Annotated in this window: 11 protein-coding genes and 1 pseudogene; 3 read left to right on the top strand and 9 right to left on the bottom strand. The window is 40.8% G+C overall.

Translation table 11 applies throughout. The features are described 5' to 3' along the window. Nucleotides 1-112: 112 nt before the first annotated feature. The 5 genes from FJR77_RS03400 to FJR77_RS03420 all read right to left on the bottom strand — a co-directional run bounded on the left by FJR77_RS03400 (nt 113) and on the right by FJR77_RS03420 (nt 9,211). Nucleotides 113-1,291 carry a hypothetical protein gene (locus tag FJR77_RS03400; RefSeq protein WP_140832677.1) on the bottom strand — a complete coding sequence of 393 codons (1,179 nt, stop codon included), beginning with the start codon at nt 1,289-1,291 and terminating at the stop codon, nt 113-115. A 17-nt stretch (nt 1,292-1,308) separates the two neighbouring features. Next, nucleotides 1,309-4,959, bottom strand: a complete 3,651-nt coding sequence (addA, locus tag FJR77_RS03405; protein WP_140832679.1) for a helicase-exonuclease AddAB subunit AddA — start codon at nt 4,957-4,959, stop codon at nt 1,309-1,311. Continuing rightward, a complete protein-coding gene (gene rexB, locus FJR77_RS03410) occupies nt 4,956-8,231 on the bottom strand; it encodes an ATP-dependent nuclease subunit B (RefSeq protein WP_140832681.1) in 3,276 nt (1,091 codons plus the stop codon). The genes addA and rexB overlap by 4 nt, the downstream gene beginning before the upstream one ends. A gap of 106 nt (nt 8,232-8,337) precedes the next feature. Beyond that, nucleotides 8,338-8,757: an EVE domain-containing protein gene (locus tag FJR77_RS03415; protein WP_140832683.1), complete on the bottom strand. Its 420-nt coding sequence runs from the start codon at nt 8,755-8,757 to the stop codon at nt 8,338-8,340. After that, nucleotides 8,750-9,211 carry a MarR family winged helix-turn-helix transcriptional regulator gene (locus tag FJR77_RS03420; protein ID WP_140832685.1) on the bottom strand — a complete coding sequence of 154 codons (462 nt, stop codon included), beginning with the start codon at nt 9,209-9,211 and terminating at the stop codon, nt 8,750-8,752. The genes FJR77_RS03415 and FJR77_RS03420 overlap by 8 nt, the downstream gene beginning before the upstream one ends. Nucleotides 9,212-9,357: 146 nt before the next feature. On the opposite strand from FJR77_RS03420, the gene FJR77_RS03425 reads away from it, so the two are divergent. From FJR77_RS03425 to FJR77_RS03435, 3 genes are all read left to right on the top strand, one after another. Beyond that, a complete protein-coding gene (locus tag FJR77_RS03425) occupies nt 9,358-10,167 on the top strand; it encodes a Cof-type HAD-IIB family hydrolase (protein ID WP_140832687.1) in 810 nt (269 codons plus the stop codon). A gap of 141 nt (nt 10,168-10,308) precedes the next feature. Continuing rightward, nucleotides 10,309-11,217, top strand: coding sequence for an ATP-binding cassette domain-containing protein (locus tag FJR77_RS03430; RefSeq protein ID WP_140832690.1), 909 nt, complete (start codon nt 10,309-10,311; stop codon nt 11,215-11,217). Nucleotides 11,218-11,227: 10 nt separating this feature from the next. Next, entirely contained in the window at nt 11,228-11,980 is a 753-nt protein-coding gene (locus FJR77_RS03435; protein WP_140832692.1) for an ABC transporter permease, read from the top strand. Nucleotides 11,981-12,395: 415 nt separating this feature from the next. Here the strand turns inward: FJR77_RS03435 and tnpA are convergent. The 4 genes and pseudogenes from tnpA to yycF all read right to left on the bottom strand — a co-directional run bounded on the left by tnpA (nt 12,396) and on the right by yycF (nt 15,997). Further along, nucleotides 12,396-12,910: pseudogene (gene tnpA / locus FJR77_RS03440) on the bottom strand (IS200/IS605 family transposase). Between the two features lie 229 nt (nt 12,911-13,139). Next, nucleotides 13,140-13,949 carry an MBL fold metallo-hydrolase gene (locus FJR77_RS03445; protein WP_000004965.1) on the bottom strand — a complete coding sequence of 270 codons (810 nt, stop codon included), beginning with the start codon at nt 13,947-13,949 and terminating at the stop codon, nt 13,140-13,142. 1 nt (nt 13,950) lies between these two features. Further along, nucleotides 13,951-15,300, bottom strand: coding sequence for a cell wall metabolism sensor histidine kinase VicK (gene vicK / locus FJR77_RS03450; RefSeq protein ID WP_140832694.1), 1,350 nt, complete (start codon nt 15,298-15,300; stop codon nt 13,951-13,953). Further along, on the bottom strand, nt 15,293-15,997 hold the full coding sequence (gene yycF, locus FJR77_RS03455) for a response regulator YycF (RefSeq protein ID WP_140832696.1): 705 nt from the start codon (nt 15,995-15,997) through the stop codon (nt 15,293-15,295). Before yycF ends, vicK begins: the two co-directional genes overlap by 8 nt. Between the last annotated feature and the right edge of the window lie 53 nt (nt 15,998-16,050).

Below are 16,050 nucleotides of genomic sequence, written 5' to 3' on the forward strand. Positions count from 1 at the left end.
TTTTCATACTTTGTTTTATATATAAAATACCAAGCAATAATGTTTGCAATTTCCTATTTTCTCTTTTTGGATAAAATGTAACCTACCATGAAATTTCCACGGTAGGTGCTACTTATATCACTAATCGTTCTAAAAATGGTTTGAGGCAGTTGAGGAGAATTCCTTCTATCCAGCTTTCTTGTGCTGAGGAGAGATGATCTGTCTGGAGACTTTCTTTTAGAAAATCTCGGACTTGTTCTGGTGCGATTTCAAACTCAAAGGCTTTCATTTTATAGAAAAAGTCGAGCAGATGGTCGGATAGGTATTCAGTTGAAAAGGGGACTTCTCCACTTTTTCGATATTCTAATAAGAGTCGAGCAAATCGGGATTTTTCTTCAGGAAGCTCACGAAAATAGGAATTGAGGAGCCAGGTCTGCTTCTGCTTTCTTTCACTTGGATCCTGAGCAGCAATTCGTTGGTCTTTTTCCAGCTCTTTTTGGTATTGTTTGGCCTTGATAGCCCTTTCTGTTCTATTTTTACCAAAAAGAATTTTCTCCCACTTGCGTTCTTCTTGGGTTAGGGTTTCTGTAAAGCCAAAGTAATCTTGATAGGCACGCTCTGCTGGTCCCATTGCTAGAACCAGATTGTCTGCATACTGCTTGGCGATTTTATCCCTCTTCTTGCGCTCTTTCTCTGCTTGGATACGGAGTTCTTGTTCGTAGTCAATTTTCTCCTTGCCTAGTTTGACAAGGTAGAGTTGGTCATCCGATTTCCCAAGTAAAAAGGGTTTGATACACTTTTCAAGGACTTCTTCCATCCGAGCCTTTTTCTTTGGCTCCGCCTTGGTCCAACTTCCTCCTTGAAAGACTTCTAGGAAGAGCTGGTAGTCTTTCTCAGGTGAGAACTGATTGCCACGATTGGGTTTAAAAACACCTTTTTCCCAGAGCCACTTTAGAAGACGCTCGTCAAAGTCACTTTTATTGACCTTGATTTTCTCCTTTTTCTGGGCTTTTCTGGTCAGATTTTCAACCTTTCTGAGCAGTTTTTCTTCCTCTTCCAGTTGCTGGTCAAGGGTCAATCGATGAAAATGACGAACACAGTCGCTACCAATCGGAAAGAGGCGTTGGCCTGTGACACCATTAAAGAGTTCGTAGGCGTACTTGATGGCATTCCCACAGACACAATTGCTACGGCCGATACCGTTAAAAATCAAGGAAACTTCATTCCATTCCTTGGTAGCTTGTTCCCAAGTATCAGCTTTTGAAGCCTGTAAAACCGCATCGTGTAGGGATTTTCTAACTGGAAGTGTCATGATGTCTCCTTTCTAGATTATACTTTTACAACTTGAACTTCGTCTTTACCAAGTAAAATCAAGTATTTTTCAATATATTCAATCGAATAGGCTCGAGACAAAGCCTCTCCGTATAGGGCTAACTGACCATGATAACGGTCTATGAGTTGACTTGGATCATCATAGCGGTCTGTCTTATAGTCGAACAGAACGATTTTATCCTCGTAAAGTAGATAGCCATCAAGAATACCACGGACAACGAAGTCTTCCTGACTCTTTTGGTCTCGTTTGAGCATGGAGAAGGGTTGCTCGCGGTAGAGATGGTTGGTATTAGCAAGAATTTCCTGACCAAGTGCTGTGTCAAAGAATGCAAGAATTTTAGCAAGATCGATCTTGTCTCTGACAGCTGTGCTGGTTTGAACTTGTTTGAGAGTTTCTGTCAGGCTAGCAAGTGTTGGTCGCTGACTGAGGTCAATTCTCTGCATGAGTTCGTGGGTAACACTACCAATCTCAGCTCCAGTTACCTTTTCTTTAGTTGAAAAATCTGGTAGATCAAAGCTAATTTTCTTGTCTACTGACTGGCCTTGACCAGCAATCTCGACACCTTCCATACCCATAACTGGTTCGTAGAATTTCTTGATTTGACTTGGGGTTTGAACACTAGGAAGTTCAATGGCTGCGCGGTGAAGAGTATTATAAACTTCCACCTCTTTCAGCATTTCAAGAGCTTCTTTGATGGTTTCTGACTGGCGATTGTCTGCTTGGGAGCTATCTTGGAGAGGGTTCTTGTTTTTCAATTCTCCGATAGCTTCTCTAGTCAGCTGATCTTCACCAACAAAACGATAACTAAAGTTGAGATTATCCTTTGCAAACATTTTACTGATAGCCCAAATCCAATCTTGGAAATTCTTGGCTTGAAGTCTAGTGTTGCTATTTAGTTTTCCATTTTTAGCTGCTGGGTATTCTTTGGCTTCCAGCTTTTCACGAGAACCTTTACCGACAAGATAGAGCTTTTTCTCAGCCCGTGTCATAGCAACATACAGTAGACGCATTTGCTCAGAATAGCTTGCCAGCTGTAATTCTTCTTCGTTCTGTCTATAGGTCAGACTAGGAATGGAGAGTTTGATGGTTTTAGGATAGTGATCTTCCACTGCTCCTGTCTCCATTTTGGCAATGTATTTGACACCAAGACCATTCTGACGGCTGAGAATGACCTCTGACATAGAGTCTTGCTTGTTGAAATCTTGATCCATATTGAGGATAAAGACGTAAGGAAACTCCAGCCCTTTACTCTTGTGGATGGTCATGAGCTCTACTGCATCTTTTGGCGGTGCGACGGCCACGCTTGCAAGATCGTGTTGGGCTTCTAGGACCTTGTCAATCATGCTAATAAAACGTGACAAGCCCTTGAAATTACTCTTTTCAAACTGGTCAGCTCGCAGTGCTAGGGCATAGAGATTGGCCTGTCTAGCAGGACCATTTGGCAAGGCTCCAACATAGTCATAATAAAAACGGTCGTTATAAATCTTCCAAATCAAGTCATAGAGGGAGTGTGTTTTGGCATACAGGCGCCAAGAAGCCAAGATATCCATGAATTGCTTTAGTTTCTCAGCTAGAGCCGTGTGAATCAAGCCTTTTTGACTACTTGCCAGTTTTTGTGCATTGATCAGTTTTTCATAGAGATTTTCTTGGACTTTATCCTCTGCTTTCTGAAGGGACAAACGTGCTAACTCGTCCTCATCAAAGCCAAACATTGGAGACTTCATAAGGGCAACCAAGGCATAGTCTTGAAGAGGATTGTGAATGATACGAAGGGTGTCTAGCATGACTTGCACTTCTAGGGATTGGAGATAATTGTTTTGCTCTCCGTCAGTTTTGACAGGAATCCCATACTCAGACAGGGCGAGGAGAATCTGGTCATTACGACTGCGACTAGAGGTCAGAAGGGCAATTTCCTTAAAGGCAACACCTTGTTCCTTGTGGAGTTTCAGAATCTCCTTGATGACTAAGCGCATTTCGCCTGTTAGTTTCGTTTCTGTTTGACTATCTTCTTCCTCACTTGTATCGTCCTTATCATAGAGGAGAAATTCTGCCTTGTTGTCTGGATTGGGGGTCAGTTTAGTATTGGCAAAAACAAGCTGGTGCATGTTATCATAGTTGATTTCGCCGACCTCTTGGTCCATGAGACGTTCAAAGACATGGTTGGTTGCTGACAGCACTTCTGAACTACTACGGAAATTTTCCTTGAGGAGAATCAGCTTGCCCTCTTTTGGATTTTGCGCATAGCGTTGAAATTTCTCATTGAAAATCTGCGGATCTGCCTGACGAAAACGATAGATAGATTGCTTGATATCTCCCACCATAAAGCGATTGTTGCCATTAGATAGCAATTCCAACATCCGTTCTTGAATGTGATTGGTATCTTGATACTCATCGACCATGACTTCGTGGAAACGTTCCTGATAAGCTTCACGAACTTGCGGGAAATTTTCTAAAATCTCAATGGTGTAATGGCTGATATCAGCGAATTCAAAGGCATTTTCCTGGCGTTTACGCTGACGATAAGCTTCCACAAAATCACTCATGAAGGTTTGGAAAGTCTTAGCTAGTTCCCAGGTCTCTCCATGATAACGTTCTTGATAGTCGAGAATGGTTATCTGGTCTGACAGTTGTCCTAGTTTAGCAAACTGGGTCTTTCTCTCTTCGTTGTAGGCATCGGCCAGTGGCTTCAGATCAGCCTTACGACTCGCATTGGTCAGAGCTCGGCCGTTTTTCTCTTTCGAAATTGCGACAACACGCGAAAGCACCGCTTGATAATCCTGACTATCCGACTCTTGATTTAAGGAGCCAATTTCATCCAGAATAAACTGGACATTTTCTAGATAAGCAGCCTTTGGAAACTCCTTGGCATCATTATCCAGATGATAACGGAAGAAACTTTCCAAGTCCCAAAGAGCTTGCTGGATTTGTGTGGTCAGTTTTTCTTTTTCACTGCTAAAATCAGCTTTCTCAAAGCCTTTGAGGAAAGACTCACTCAGCCATTTCTGAGGATTGCTGGTGGATTGGAGGAAGTCATAGATTTTATAGACCTGTTGGCGCAGACCCCGTTCGTCCTTGCCACGCCCAGCAAAATTTTTCAGCAAATGACTAAAGGTCTCTTTTTGTTTACCTTGGTAATGGGCTTCAAAGACCTCATGGAAGACTTCATTTTTTAGAAGGAGTTGCTCGCTTTGGTTTTGTAAAATACGGAAATTAGGCGCAATATTAATTAGATAACCGTGTTTGCTAAGGAACTTTTGTGTAAATGAGTCCATGGTACCGATGGCAGCGTTGGGTATGTCTGCCAACTGACGACCCAAGTGTTGTTTGAGGTCAACGTCATCGCTTTCTTGGATTTGTTGGCTGATTTTTTTCTCCAAACGTTCTTTAAGTTCAGTCGCAGCCTTGACGGTAAAGGTTGAGATAAAGAGTTGAGAAATTTCGACACCACGCGCTAACTGATCCAGAATACGCTCGGCCATGACAAAGGTTTTACCAGAACCAGCCGATGCTGAAACCAGGATATTCTGACCAGAAGTGTAGATAGCTTCGATTTGCTCGGCAGTTTTCTTTTGTTCCTTGCTCGAATTTGCTTCTACTTCTTGCAGTTTTTGAATCTCCTCCTCAGTTAAAAAGGGAATACGCTTCATCGATTCAACTCCTCTCTTATTTTTTCAAACCAAGCTTGCTTGAGTTTTTCTCCGACCAGACGCTTGCCGTCAGCCAAGTCCAACTTTTCTAGGAAACGAGCTTGACCCAAGTGATAATTGGCTTCAAAGCCTGTGATGGCTTGGTGTTGCTGAACATACGGTGCAATACTTCTGCCATTTTCAGTATAAGGGTTAATGGCGAACTGACCTTCTAAAATCTTCTCAGCTGCCTTCTTGTACAGATGGGCATTGTAGTCCAGTAGGAGCTGGAATTCCTCATCTGTTAGCTGGTTAGCTTTGTTTTTGTTGTAAAATTCGCCCAAATGACTGCTTTCTTTTTCTAAAAAGAGTCCTTGGTATTTCATAGACTTGCTGGCTTCTACTACTGCACCTGCCAGACTTTTAACGGCCATCAGAGATTGGACAGGCTCAGCCATTTCTAAGTACATGGCACCGAAAAAGTTCTGCTCCCCTTCTCTTTTTAAGGCAGCTAGATAAGTTGGCAACTGGGAATTAAGACCATTAAAGAAATGAGGAAACTGGAACTGAGTCAGACTGGATTTGTAGTCTACTACTCCTATCGCCCCATCAGCTTTCAATCGGTCAATGCGGTCAACCTTACCTCGTACAAAGACACTGCGCCCATTATCCAATTGAATAAAGGCCTGCTCTTTACCCCCGAAGTTCGCCTCTTCTTTGATGGTTTCGATGGCTGGATTGTGTCGGAGAATATGTCCAGTCGTCCGTGCAACATCAAGCAAAACTTCCTTGGTAAACTGGGCTTCCAAACTTTCCTGATAAATAGCTTCAAATTCCCGTTCCTGACTGGTTTCTTGGATAGCTTGTTCCAAACGTTGGTCAAAGGAATCTTCGTCAGGCAACTGCAAGGCACGTTCAAAAATGCGGTGCAAGAAATTCCCGTGACTACGGGCATCAGGACGTAGGCGTAATTCCTCCTGCAAGCCTAGAACATAACGGAGGAAATAACTGTATTGGTTACGGTAAAACTCTGTCAAACCAGAGGTAGATAGGTAAAACTCTTGATCAGCAGGATAGAGAGCTTGTAAGGTGTCCTTAGCCAACTGCTTGCTACTTGGACTGGTTAGGAGGGCTGGATTTTCCAAACCTTGCTGGTCTAGTTTTTTACCCATTACACGCGCCAGAACCTTGACAAAGGTCAAATCTTGCTCACTATCACTTGTCTCGCCCTGCTGGTGATAGGCAACCAGACTAGACAAAAGACTGTGATATGAGCCCATATCTTCCTTAGACAGCCCTTTATGATTCATCCTCTTCTCTTTCCGACTAAATCCAAAATGGACCAGCTCTTGAAGATAGGCAGATTCCTTACTTTCACTTTCATTAAAAAGGCTTGGAGCCGACAAGACCAACTCTTTACGAGCAGAATTGACCAAGGAAAGCATAGTATAGCGATTTTTTTTGAGATTTTCACTGCTGGCAATCAGCAATTGAACGCCTTCTTCGGTCGCTTGGTTTAGGTTTTGTCTTTCTTCATCAGTCAAAAGACTGGTGTTTTGCGCTATTTTTGGTAAATGATCCTGCGTCAGCCCAATGGCGTAGACAAAGTCAGCTGTCAGAGGAGCAATCAAATCATAACTCTGCACCAAAACGGTGTCCACTGTTGCTGGAATGGTGCGATACTGAGATAGGCTCATTCCAGAATGGAGCAAGGCTAGGAAATCCTCAAGATTAACCTGTGATCCAGCAAAAACAGTCGCAAATTGTTCTAAAACATGACAGAATGTCTTCCAAACTTCTGCTTGTCTTTCTTGTTCTAGGACTTCCATGGTAGCTGTCAAATCTTGCAACTGCTTGGGCACCGCTCCTTCTTTTAGAAAGACCTTCCACTTTTGCAAGAGATTTTCAGCCTTTTGTTTTCGGCTAGCAAAAAGAGTCTCAAGAGGTGTTAAAATACGCAGACGAAGAGCATTTAATTGCTCTAAATTAAATTTTCCATGGTGGGATTTGGTAAAGGTTTGCTGAAAGGCTGTCAAGCCATTGATACCAAGATAGCGGATATATTGCTCAAAAGCATCAATTTCAGCTTGACTAAGGTCCGTATACAAACCTGTTCTGAGAAGGTTAATCAAATCCTCCTGACGAAAACGGTAGCGTTTTAAAGCCAAGATAGACTCGACAAACTGTGTCAAGGGATGATGCGCCATGGATTCGCTTCTACCAAGATAGAAAGGAATCTGATACTGGTCAAAAATGGTTTTCAGCGATAACTGGTAAGAAGTTACATCGCCCAAGAGAATACGAAAATGCTTGTAACTCAGATCTGGATTGGCATGTAATTTCTGACGGATGCTACGGGCTACCAACTCCAACTCTTCCTTTTGAGTCAAACAAGACCAGATTTGTAAGTTTTCACGGTCCTTATCATCGATTTCTAAGGAAAGTTCTGAGAAGTCATAGGACGATTCCAATAAACGAGAGGCCTTGTCAAAACTATCCATCTGCTCCTGAGTTTGAGAATAATCCTGGGCAGGAGTTTGGTATTTAGAGAATAGATGATGGAGAAAGTCCACACTGGCTTGGTAGAGATTACCCTCGCTAAAAGGACTGGTATAGGCTTTCTTACTAGCATAAACCCCGATAACAATCTCAACACCCTTGCCATGAAGTAAGTCCACAATCCGCTCTTCCTCAGCAGAAAAACGGGTAAATCCATCAATAACCAAGGCGATTTGAGTGAAATCACTACTAACTTTGTCATTCTCAATAACCTCAATCAAATGGGACAACTGACTTCCCTGAGCCAACTGGCCTTGATTGAGATAAGCAGTTACTTTCTCAAAAATCAAGAGTAAATCGGCTCTCTTGTCCTCATCCGTCAAACTCTCCAAGTCCAAAAAACTCATCTGAGCTTTGGTCATCTCGTGGTAAAGATCAATCAACTGCTGGATAAATTGAGGATCCTGCTTGATAGCTCCATAAACACGTAAATCCTTAGGATCAAGTTCGGCAAGACATCTGTAAAAGACCATCCCAAGGCCAATATCATCAAGACTGGTCTTTGTAGGCAAGTCATTTAAAACCAGGTAACGAGCCATTTGAGCAAAGCGCGTAACGGTAATAGCAAAAGAAGCCTGCTGGGACAAGCATTCCAGCACGGCACATTCCTTTTCAAATGAAAGAGAGTTAGGAGCGATGTAGAAAACCCGCTTGCCAGCAGCAACCAGCTCTTCCGCCTCTCTGGTCAAGATTTCTGTCAAAGAAGTCCGAATATCAGTATACAGTAATTTCATCTCAGCCTCGTTTGGTTTCTCAAAGTTTCTTACTCTATTATAGCAAAGTTCGCTTCACTGTCCAAATCCAAAATTCTTGTTGACAATCATTTAACTAGCAAATCAATCAAGCTTCGTCATCCACTTTCATATGATGAAATATATATAGGAAAAAGTCTTTGGAAACTTCAAAATGCCCATAACGAAGCCTAGAAGTATAGTTTTTCCATTCAGGATGTTGTCTGGCTATTTCTATGGAGCAATCTTTGACTGGTAGATAATACTCGACATTTCGTCTAAAGGGAAAGAATCCTTCAAACTGCTCTACTTGATAGGCTTTGTCATCTATAATTTTACCTACGGCCACAAAAGCCTGTAACTTATCTTGACCATTCATATCGTATTTGGGGCTATAGTATAAAAGATAATCGCCTTTTTTCATACGGTTTAAGGGGCCGCCCTTTCCATGACAGACCTGGCAAAAATTCCCCTCAACTCCTCTTAAAACATGATTCTTTGAAACAATTCCGACCCAATATCTAGGCATTTTTATCCTCCAACTCTACTAACATGCGATTAAAACTTTCTCTATCGTTAGAAAGTTTTTCAAAAAATTCTTCATCAACCCCTTCTACTAAGGGTAAAGCTTGATTGACCTTCTCCACACCAGACTTCGTCACTAAAACCAGTTTGGCTCGACTATCCTTTGGATGTTGATCGCGTCTAATGTAGTCTTTCTTCTCTAGTAACCGGACAATCTGAGAAACCGTCATGACATCCATACCTGTGAAACGAGCAATATCAACTTGTGTTACATATTCCTCTCTATTCGTCAGAAATAAGAGCGAAGTCAAAACGATAAATTGGGGCAAAGTAAGACCAACTGATTTTAAAACTCTTTTTAAATTACTTTCCCACTTGTTGTAGACTTTGATGAAAAGAAGACCTGTGGACTCTGTTTCATCATTCTTGTAAATTGAATTAAAGTGATACTTTGACATTATTTTTCCTTAAATATTAAGTATACATATTATAAGATAACTTATTTTATTTTTCAAGAAAAGGGAGCTTGAATGTTACAATTCTGTCAGACATTTTATGTTCTATATGCTATAATAAAAGCAAAACACCTAGAAAAGGAAGTCTTATGATTAAACTACTAGCCTTGGATATGGACGGAACCCTCCTCAATGAAGCCAAGGAAATCCCACAAGCTCACATTACTGCTATTCACCAAGCCATTGAAAAAGGTGTCAAACTGGTTCTTTGTACGGGTCGCCCGCTTTTCGGTGTCCTCCCCTACTATAAAAAATTGGGGCTTGATCTCCAGAATGAGTATGTGATTGTTAACAACGGTTGCTCAACCCACCAGACTAGCGATTGGAGTTTGGTTGATTGGCAAGAACTCAGTTCAGCAGACATCGAATACCTCTATGATCTAGCTGAAAAAAGTGATGTTCAGTTGACTCTTTTTGATGAGGAACATTATTTTGTCCTCGGTGGCAAACCCAATCAAGTCATCCAAAATGATGCCGACCTAGTCTTCTCAGACCTGACTGAAATTTCTCTTGAGGAAGCGACTAGTGGCAAGTACCGTATGTTCCAAGGGATGTTTTTGGGGACAAAAGAGCAAACAGATGATTTTGAGCAGCGTTTTGCTGGGGAACTCTGCCAACGATTTAGTGGCGTTCGTTCGCAGCCTGTCATTTATGAAGCCATGCCACTTGGTACGACAAAGGCTACCGCTCTTTCTCGACTAGCAGATATTTTGAAAATTGATCCATCAGAAACCATGGCTATGGGCGATGCCAATAACGATATTGAAATGCTCCAGTTTGCAGGGCTTGGAATTGCAATGGGAAATGCCAGCGATTATGTCAAATCTCTTGCGGATGTCGTTACAGCAAGCAACGAAGAAGACGGCGTTGCGCGTGCCATTGAGAAATATATTTTATAGTAAAAAAGCCCAGTTCATATCAACTGGGTTTTGATATTTAAGAATTCCTAAAACTTTAGAAACTCTTTAGAAATCCTTGAGCTTTCTTTGATTTCTATGCTTTATACTAAAGTTATCAAAATAAATCAAAAGGAGAGAATCATGAAAACAGTACTTGACATTCATGGATTGTCCAAAAACTTCGACAAACAAGCTATCCTTCAGGATCTTCATCTAACGATAAGAGAGGGAGATATTTATGGACTTATCGGGAAGAACGGAGCTGGGAAGACCACTTTGATAAAAATCATTACGCAACTACTCTTTGCGGATAAAGGAACAGTTTCCCTCTTCTCTAGCCATTCGGAAAATGAATGGAGCAAGTCTCTATCTCGAGTAGGTTCAGTTATCGAATCACCTGTAGCTCATAATCACTTAACAGCCTATCAAAACCTGAAATATTACTGTATGATTCGTCATGTTCCAAATGCTGATCAAGTCATTCGAGAAACGCTGGACTATGTAGGCTTGTCAGATACAGGTAAAAAAGTCTTTCGTGATTTCTCGCTAGGAATGAAACAAAGACTTGGTATCGCCATTGCCCTCCTATCTAAACCAGACTTCCTGATCTTAGATGAACCTATCAATGGTCTCGACCCAATCGGTATCAAAGAATTTCGTCTGATGATTCAACGGCTCAATCAAGAAAAAGGGATAACCATTCTCATCTCTAGTCATATCTTGTCAGAACTCTACCTCGTAGCTAATCGCTTTGGAATATTAGATCAAGGCAAGATTATCCGTGAAATCAGCAAAGCTGAATTTGAAACACTAAGCGAGGATTACATTGTTCTTAAGACAGCTGACCAAGAGAAAGCTTGTCAAGTATTGAAAGAACAAATCCAGCTCCAGTTCAAGGTTGTGAATCCAGAAAATGAAATCCATATCTTTGGTCAGGAACAAGATGTCAAACAGATTCTTAAGGAATTAACCTTGGCAGATGTCGCCATTGACGAGATTTACTATGCCCGTCAAAACCTAGAAGAATACTTCACTCAATTGGTCCAATAGGAGGAAAATCATGATACATACCATTCAAGCAGACTTTTACCGTCTTTTCCGTTCCAAAGGTTTTTGGATTACAGAATTCATTCTCTTTGCTCTCATGCTAATGGGTGCAAGTATAGGAGCTACTGGTCATCTGATGGCAATCCAGACAGAAGAACCAGAAATTCCAACCCATGGTTGGGACGGTGTACAAGCACTTATTAACGCTTCTAGTCAAGGTTCAAACCTCGTTTTTCTCTGTATCATCCTAGCCTGCCTCGTTCTTGGAGTTGATTTAATCGGTAAACTCTATAAAAATAATTTAACAGTGGGTGTTTCTCGTACCGAGTTTTTCCTTGCCAAAGCCTTTGTATTGACTTGTATTGCACTTTTGCAAGTCATCATCTGTCTTGTGATTGCATTTATTCCAGCAACTATCTTAAATGGATTTGGAACTATGCCTGATGGCTTTATTGGCAATCTACTGGTAACCATTTTCCTTCAATTCCTTTGCCTCCTTGCTTGGCTTTCCATTGTTTCCTTCATTCTCTATGTTAGTCATTCTTATCTTGCGGTATTTATTGGTTATTTGGTCAGCTCTATCTTACTTTCTATGCCAATGCTCATCTTCCCAAATATCAAAATTTTGCCATATTTATCATTGCAGTTTTTCTATGCAATGACTGCTAATAGTGAATCCATTTTCTATACACTTATAGTTACTTTAGCTGTTATTGTAATTTTTAATATAAGTGGACTGACAGTTTTCAAAAAGAAAAGTCTATAAAAAACTTCAAGCAGGTAGAGCCTGCTAACTCATGATAGAAAAAGAAGTTCACCTTGAAGTTTACCTTATAATAAAGATGAACAATACAAATCCGTGGTCTTTATAGTAGATTGAATCTAGAATTGCACAATATCGCTTCTAAAATATTTTTAGAAATTACTTTAAATTTCTTAATCAATTTGTTTAGATTCTATTTCAATCTACTATACTGTAGCTCTTCACAATACCTTAGATTGGGTGGTAGAAAAACATGTCACACATGTTTTTTTTCAAATCATGACCACCCGTCAAACGGGTGATTTGTTCCAGGGCTATAAGCCCAAATTACCAGCCAGCGCCTAAAGACGCTGGCTTTCACTTTGTTCAAGCCTTATTGCTCTTGACTCGTCACTTGCCTCTTAAAGAGGCTTTAGTATCACTTACCACTATCCCTAAAGGGATCCTCATACTCTTTTACACTTAATTTATCTAGTGCTATATCATGCTTTACTCGTTCTCAAATTTTCATACTCGTGAAGAAATCATCCACTGGACCATTTCTTTAATCTTGGATATTTTTCTTAATTGTAGCTTCATTGAGTCCCACCGTACTCATATAATAACCTTCCGCCCAGAAATGCCGATTCACAAACTTGTACTTGAGATTGGCGTGTTTATCAAACATCATGAGCGCACTTTTTCCTTTTAAATAACCCATGAAACTCGAAACACTTATCCTTGGTGGAATACTTACTAACATATGCACATGGTCTGGCATTAAGTGACCCTCGATAATTTCAACTCCTTTATAACTACACAAGCGATGAAATATTTCGCCTAAACTACTTCTATATTGATTATAGATGACTTTTCGTCTATACTTAGGGTTGAGCATAATGTGATAGAACAGTGCCACTTTGTGTGTGATAAACTATGAGCCTTTTGTGCCATATTTTTGACTCTTTCGCTTTACAATTGCCTTGAACACCTTTATTGTATCGCGTTTGGAGTTTTTTGGGTATAACCTTCGACGCGCACCCGCATAGCGGGTGGTTTTTTTGTCTCGCACCTAACGGAGCGAGACGGACTGAAAGTCACATAATAAAAAAGAAAGGACGAAATTTGTCCTTTCTTGAGTTTAGCTTATCTGCACCTCTACAGTTGACAAAGAGCCTTCTTTTTATATCTCAGTCAATGGTGTTGCGGTATCTGGTGAGGTATCGTAAACCTTAAAGTCTACTCCTACACCTAGATCAGCTTGCGCCAGCTGATTGACCATGGTCATATGAGCCAGTTCCTTGATATTGTTCTCCTTAGATAAATGCCCAAGGTAGATCTTCTTAGTGCGGTTTCCTAAGGTCCGAATCATAGCTTCAGCACCATCCTCATTAGAAAGGTGACCAAGATCCGATAGGATTCGTTGTTTGAGTCGCCAAGCGTAAGAACCTGCTCGCAAAATCTCCACATCATGATTAGATTCTATGAGATAGCCATCCGCATTTTCAACAATGCCAGCCATACGATCACTAACATAACCTGTATCAGTCAGCATGACAAAACTCTTGTCATCCTTCATAAAGCGATAGAACTGCGGTGCGACTGCGTCATGGCTAACACCAAAACTCTCGATGTCGATATCTCCAAAGGTTTTGGTTTTGCCCATTTCAAAGATATGCTTTTGCGAAGAATCCACCTTGCCAAGATACTTGCTGTTTTCCATAGCCTGCCAGGTCTTTTCATTGGCATACAAATCCATACCATACTTACGAGCCAAAACACCTACTCCATGAATATGGTCAGAATGCTCATGCGTAATCAGGATGGCATCCAAATCTTCTGGCTTGCGATTAATTTCAGCAAGTAGGCTGGTAATTTTTTTCCCAGACAAGCCGGCATCCACTAAAAGTTTCTTTTTTGGAGTTTCCAGATAAAAGGAATTGCCACTGGAACCCGACGCTAAAATACTGTATTTAAAGCCTGTTTCACTCATTCTAGTCTTCTACTTCATCCTCCCATACTTCTTCTTTCACTGCATCCTTATCATAAGGGAGCACAATGGTGAAGGTTGATCCCTTACCGTATTCACTCTTAGCCCAAATAAAGCCCTCATGTTGTTTGACAATTTCTTTAGCAATTGCTAGTCCTAGACCCGTACCACCTTGGGCACGACTTCTAGCGCGATCCACACGATAAAAACGGTCAAAGATACGTGGTAAATCCTGCTTAGGAATACCCAATCCTTGGTCTGAGATGGATAAAATCATCTGATCATCGGTTGTCTTCATGGTCACTGTAATTTTCCCACCATCTGGAGAATACTTAATAGCATTGTTAAGAATGTTGTCAATCACCTGTGTCATTTTATCTGTATCAATCTCTATCCAGACTGAAGTAATCGGATAATCCCTTACCAAATCATATTTCTTCTCTTCATCTGGTCCCCTCATCTTATCAAAACGGTTAAGAATAAAGGTAATAAAAGCAGTGAAATTAATCAGCTCTACATCCAAATGACTGGTTGCATTATCAATACGTGAAAGATGGAGAAGGTCTGTCACCATCCGCATCATACGGTTAGTTTCGTCTAGAGAGACCTTGATAAAGTCTGGTGCAACAGGTTCTGATAATGCTCCTTCATCCAAGGCTTCAAGATAAGATTTCACACTAGTTAGAGGAGTACGTAGCTCATGACTAACGTTGGAAACAAAGAGCCTCCGTTCGCGCTCTTCCTTCTCCTGCTCCGTCGTATCGTGTAAAACAGCAACCAGACCAGAGATAAAGCCGGACTCACGACGGATTAAAGCAAAACGTACACGAAGACTCAGATATTCACCATTACCATCCTGAGAATCAATCATAAGCTCAGGAATCTGGGTGATCAAATCGCGAAGTTCATACTCATCTGCAATCTTAAGCAATTCTAAAATGCTTTTATTAAGAACATCTTCTTTCTGAACACCTAGCTGTTTCTTAGCCATGTCATTAATCATGGTAATCTTGCCACGACGATTGGTTGCAAGGACTCCGTCAGTCATGTAAGACAGAATACTATTTAGTCTCTTAGTTTCTTGTTCAAGATTTTCTTGAGTCAGTCGAATCACTTCTGACATATCATTGAGATTATTAGTAATATTTGTAATTTCAGAACTTCCCTGTAAATCCAATACTCGAGAATAATCTCCTGCAATTAAATCCTTTACCTTTTGATTGATTTTCTTCAACCGAATATTATCCCGACGATTTTCTAGTAAAAGCAAGGTCACGACTAAAATAAAGCCAAGTAGAATGAGGACAAAGATAAAATCACTAGTTAAAACTGTGTCTTTAATTAGTTTAATCATTATTTCTCATATAATAACCAACACCACGACGTGTTAGAATATACTCAGGACGGCTTGGTGTGTCTTCAATCTTCTCACGCAAACGTCTAATAGTTACGTCGACTGTTCGAACATCTCCGAAATAATCGTAACCCCAGACCGTTTCAAGCAAGTGTTCACGTGTAATCACTTGACCGATATGAGAAGCCAAGTGGTACAAGAGTTCAAATTCACGGTGGGTTAAGTCTAGTTCTTCACCGTATTTCTTAGCAACATAGGCATCTGGAACAATTTCTAAATCTCCAATTTGGATAGGCTGAGGTTTGCTGTCTCCTTCCTGCTCATCTACTGGCATAGGCTGAGAACGACGCAGAAGTGCTTTAACACGCGCCTGCAACTCACGATTCGAGAAGGGTTTTGTCACATAGTCATCCGCCCCAAGCTCTAAACCGATAACCTTGTCAAATTCGCTATCCTTAGCTGAAAGCATGATAATAGGCACACTACTGGTCTTGCGAATAGTCTTCGCAACTTCTAAGCCATCAATTTCTGGAAGCATCAAATCCAGAATAATAATATCTGGATTTGATGCTTCAAATTGCTCTAGCGCTTCACGACCGTTAAAAGCAGTTACAACTTCGTAACCTTCCTTGGTCATATTAAACTTGATAATATCCGAGATTGGTTTTTCATCATCTACAATTAATATTTTTTTCATATGTTCACCTTTTTCTCTACTATTATACCAAAAAAATAACAAGAAGACACAAT

The organism is Streptococcus shenyangsis (assembly GCF_006385785.1).
Classification (GTDB): Bacteria; Bacillota; Bacilli; order Lactobacillales; family Streptococcaceae; genus Streptococcus; species Streptococcus shenyangsis.

What these genes read in the sequence shown, in the direction of transcription:
- addA (WP_140832679.1), bottom strand. Translation starts at nt 4,959, where the DNA reads ATGAAGCGTATTCCCTTTTTAACTGAGGAGGAGATTCAAAAACTGCAA.
- FJR77_RS03430 (WP_140832690.1), top strand. Translation starts at nt 10,309, where the DNA reads ATGAAAACAGTACTTGACATTCATGGATTGTCCAAAAACTTCGACAAA.
- FJR77_RS03425 (WP_140832687.1), top strand. Translation starts at nt 9,358, where the DNA reads ATGATTAAACTACTAGCCTTGGATATGGACGGAACCCTCCTCAATGAA.
- FJR77_RS03400 (WP_140832677.1), bottom strand. Translation starts at nt 1,291, where the DNA reads ATGACACTTCCAGTTAGAAAATCCCTACACGATGCGGTTTTACAGGCT.
- yycF (WP_140832696.1), bottom strand. Translation starts at nt 15,997, where the DNA reads ATGAAAAAAATATTAATTGTAGATGATGAAAAACCAATCTCGGATATT.
- FJR77_RS03445 (WP_000004965.1), bottom strand. Translation starts at nt 13,949, where the DNA reads ATGAGTGAAACAGGCTTTAAATACAGTATTTTAGCGTCGGGTTCCAGT.
- vicK (WP_140832694.1), bottom strand. Translation starts at nt 15,300, where the DNA reads ATGATTAAACTAATTAAAGACACAGTTTTAACTAGTGATTTTATCTTT.
- FJR77_RS03415 (WP_140832683.1), bottom strand. Translation starts at nt 8,757, where the DNA reads ATGCCTAGATATTGGGTCGGAATTGTTTCAAAGAATCATGTTTTAAGA.
- FJR77_RS03435 (WP_140832692.1), top strand. Translation starts at nt 11,228, where the DNA reads ATGATACATACCATTCAAGCAGACTTTTACCGTCTTTTCCGTTCCAAA.
- FJR77_RS03420 (WP_140832685.1), bottom strand. Translation starts at nt 9,211, where the DNA reads ATGTCAAAGTATCACTTTAATTCAATTTACAAGAATGATGAAACAGAG.
- rexB (WP_140832681.1), bottom strand. Translation starts at nt 8,231, where the DNA reads ATGAAATTACTGTATACTGATATTCGGACTTCTTTGACAGAAATCTTG.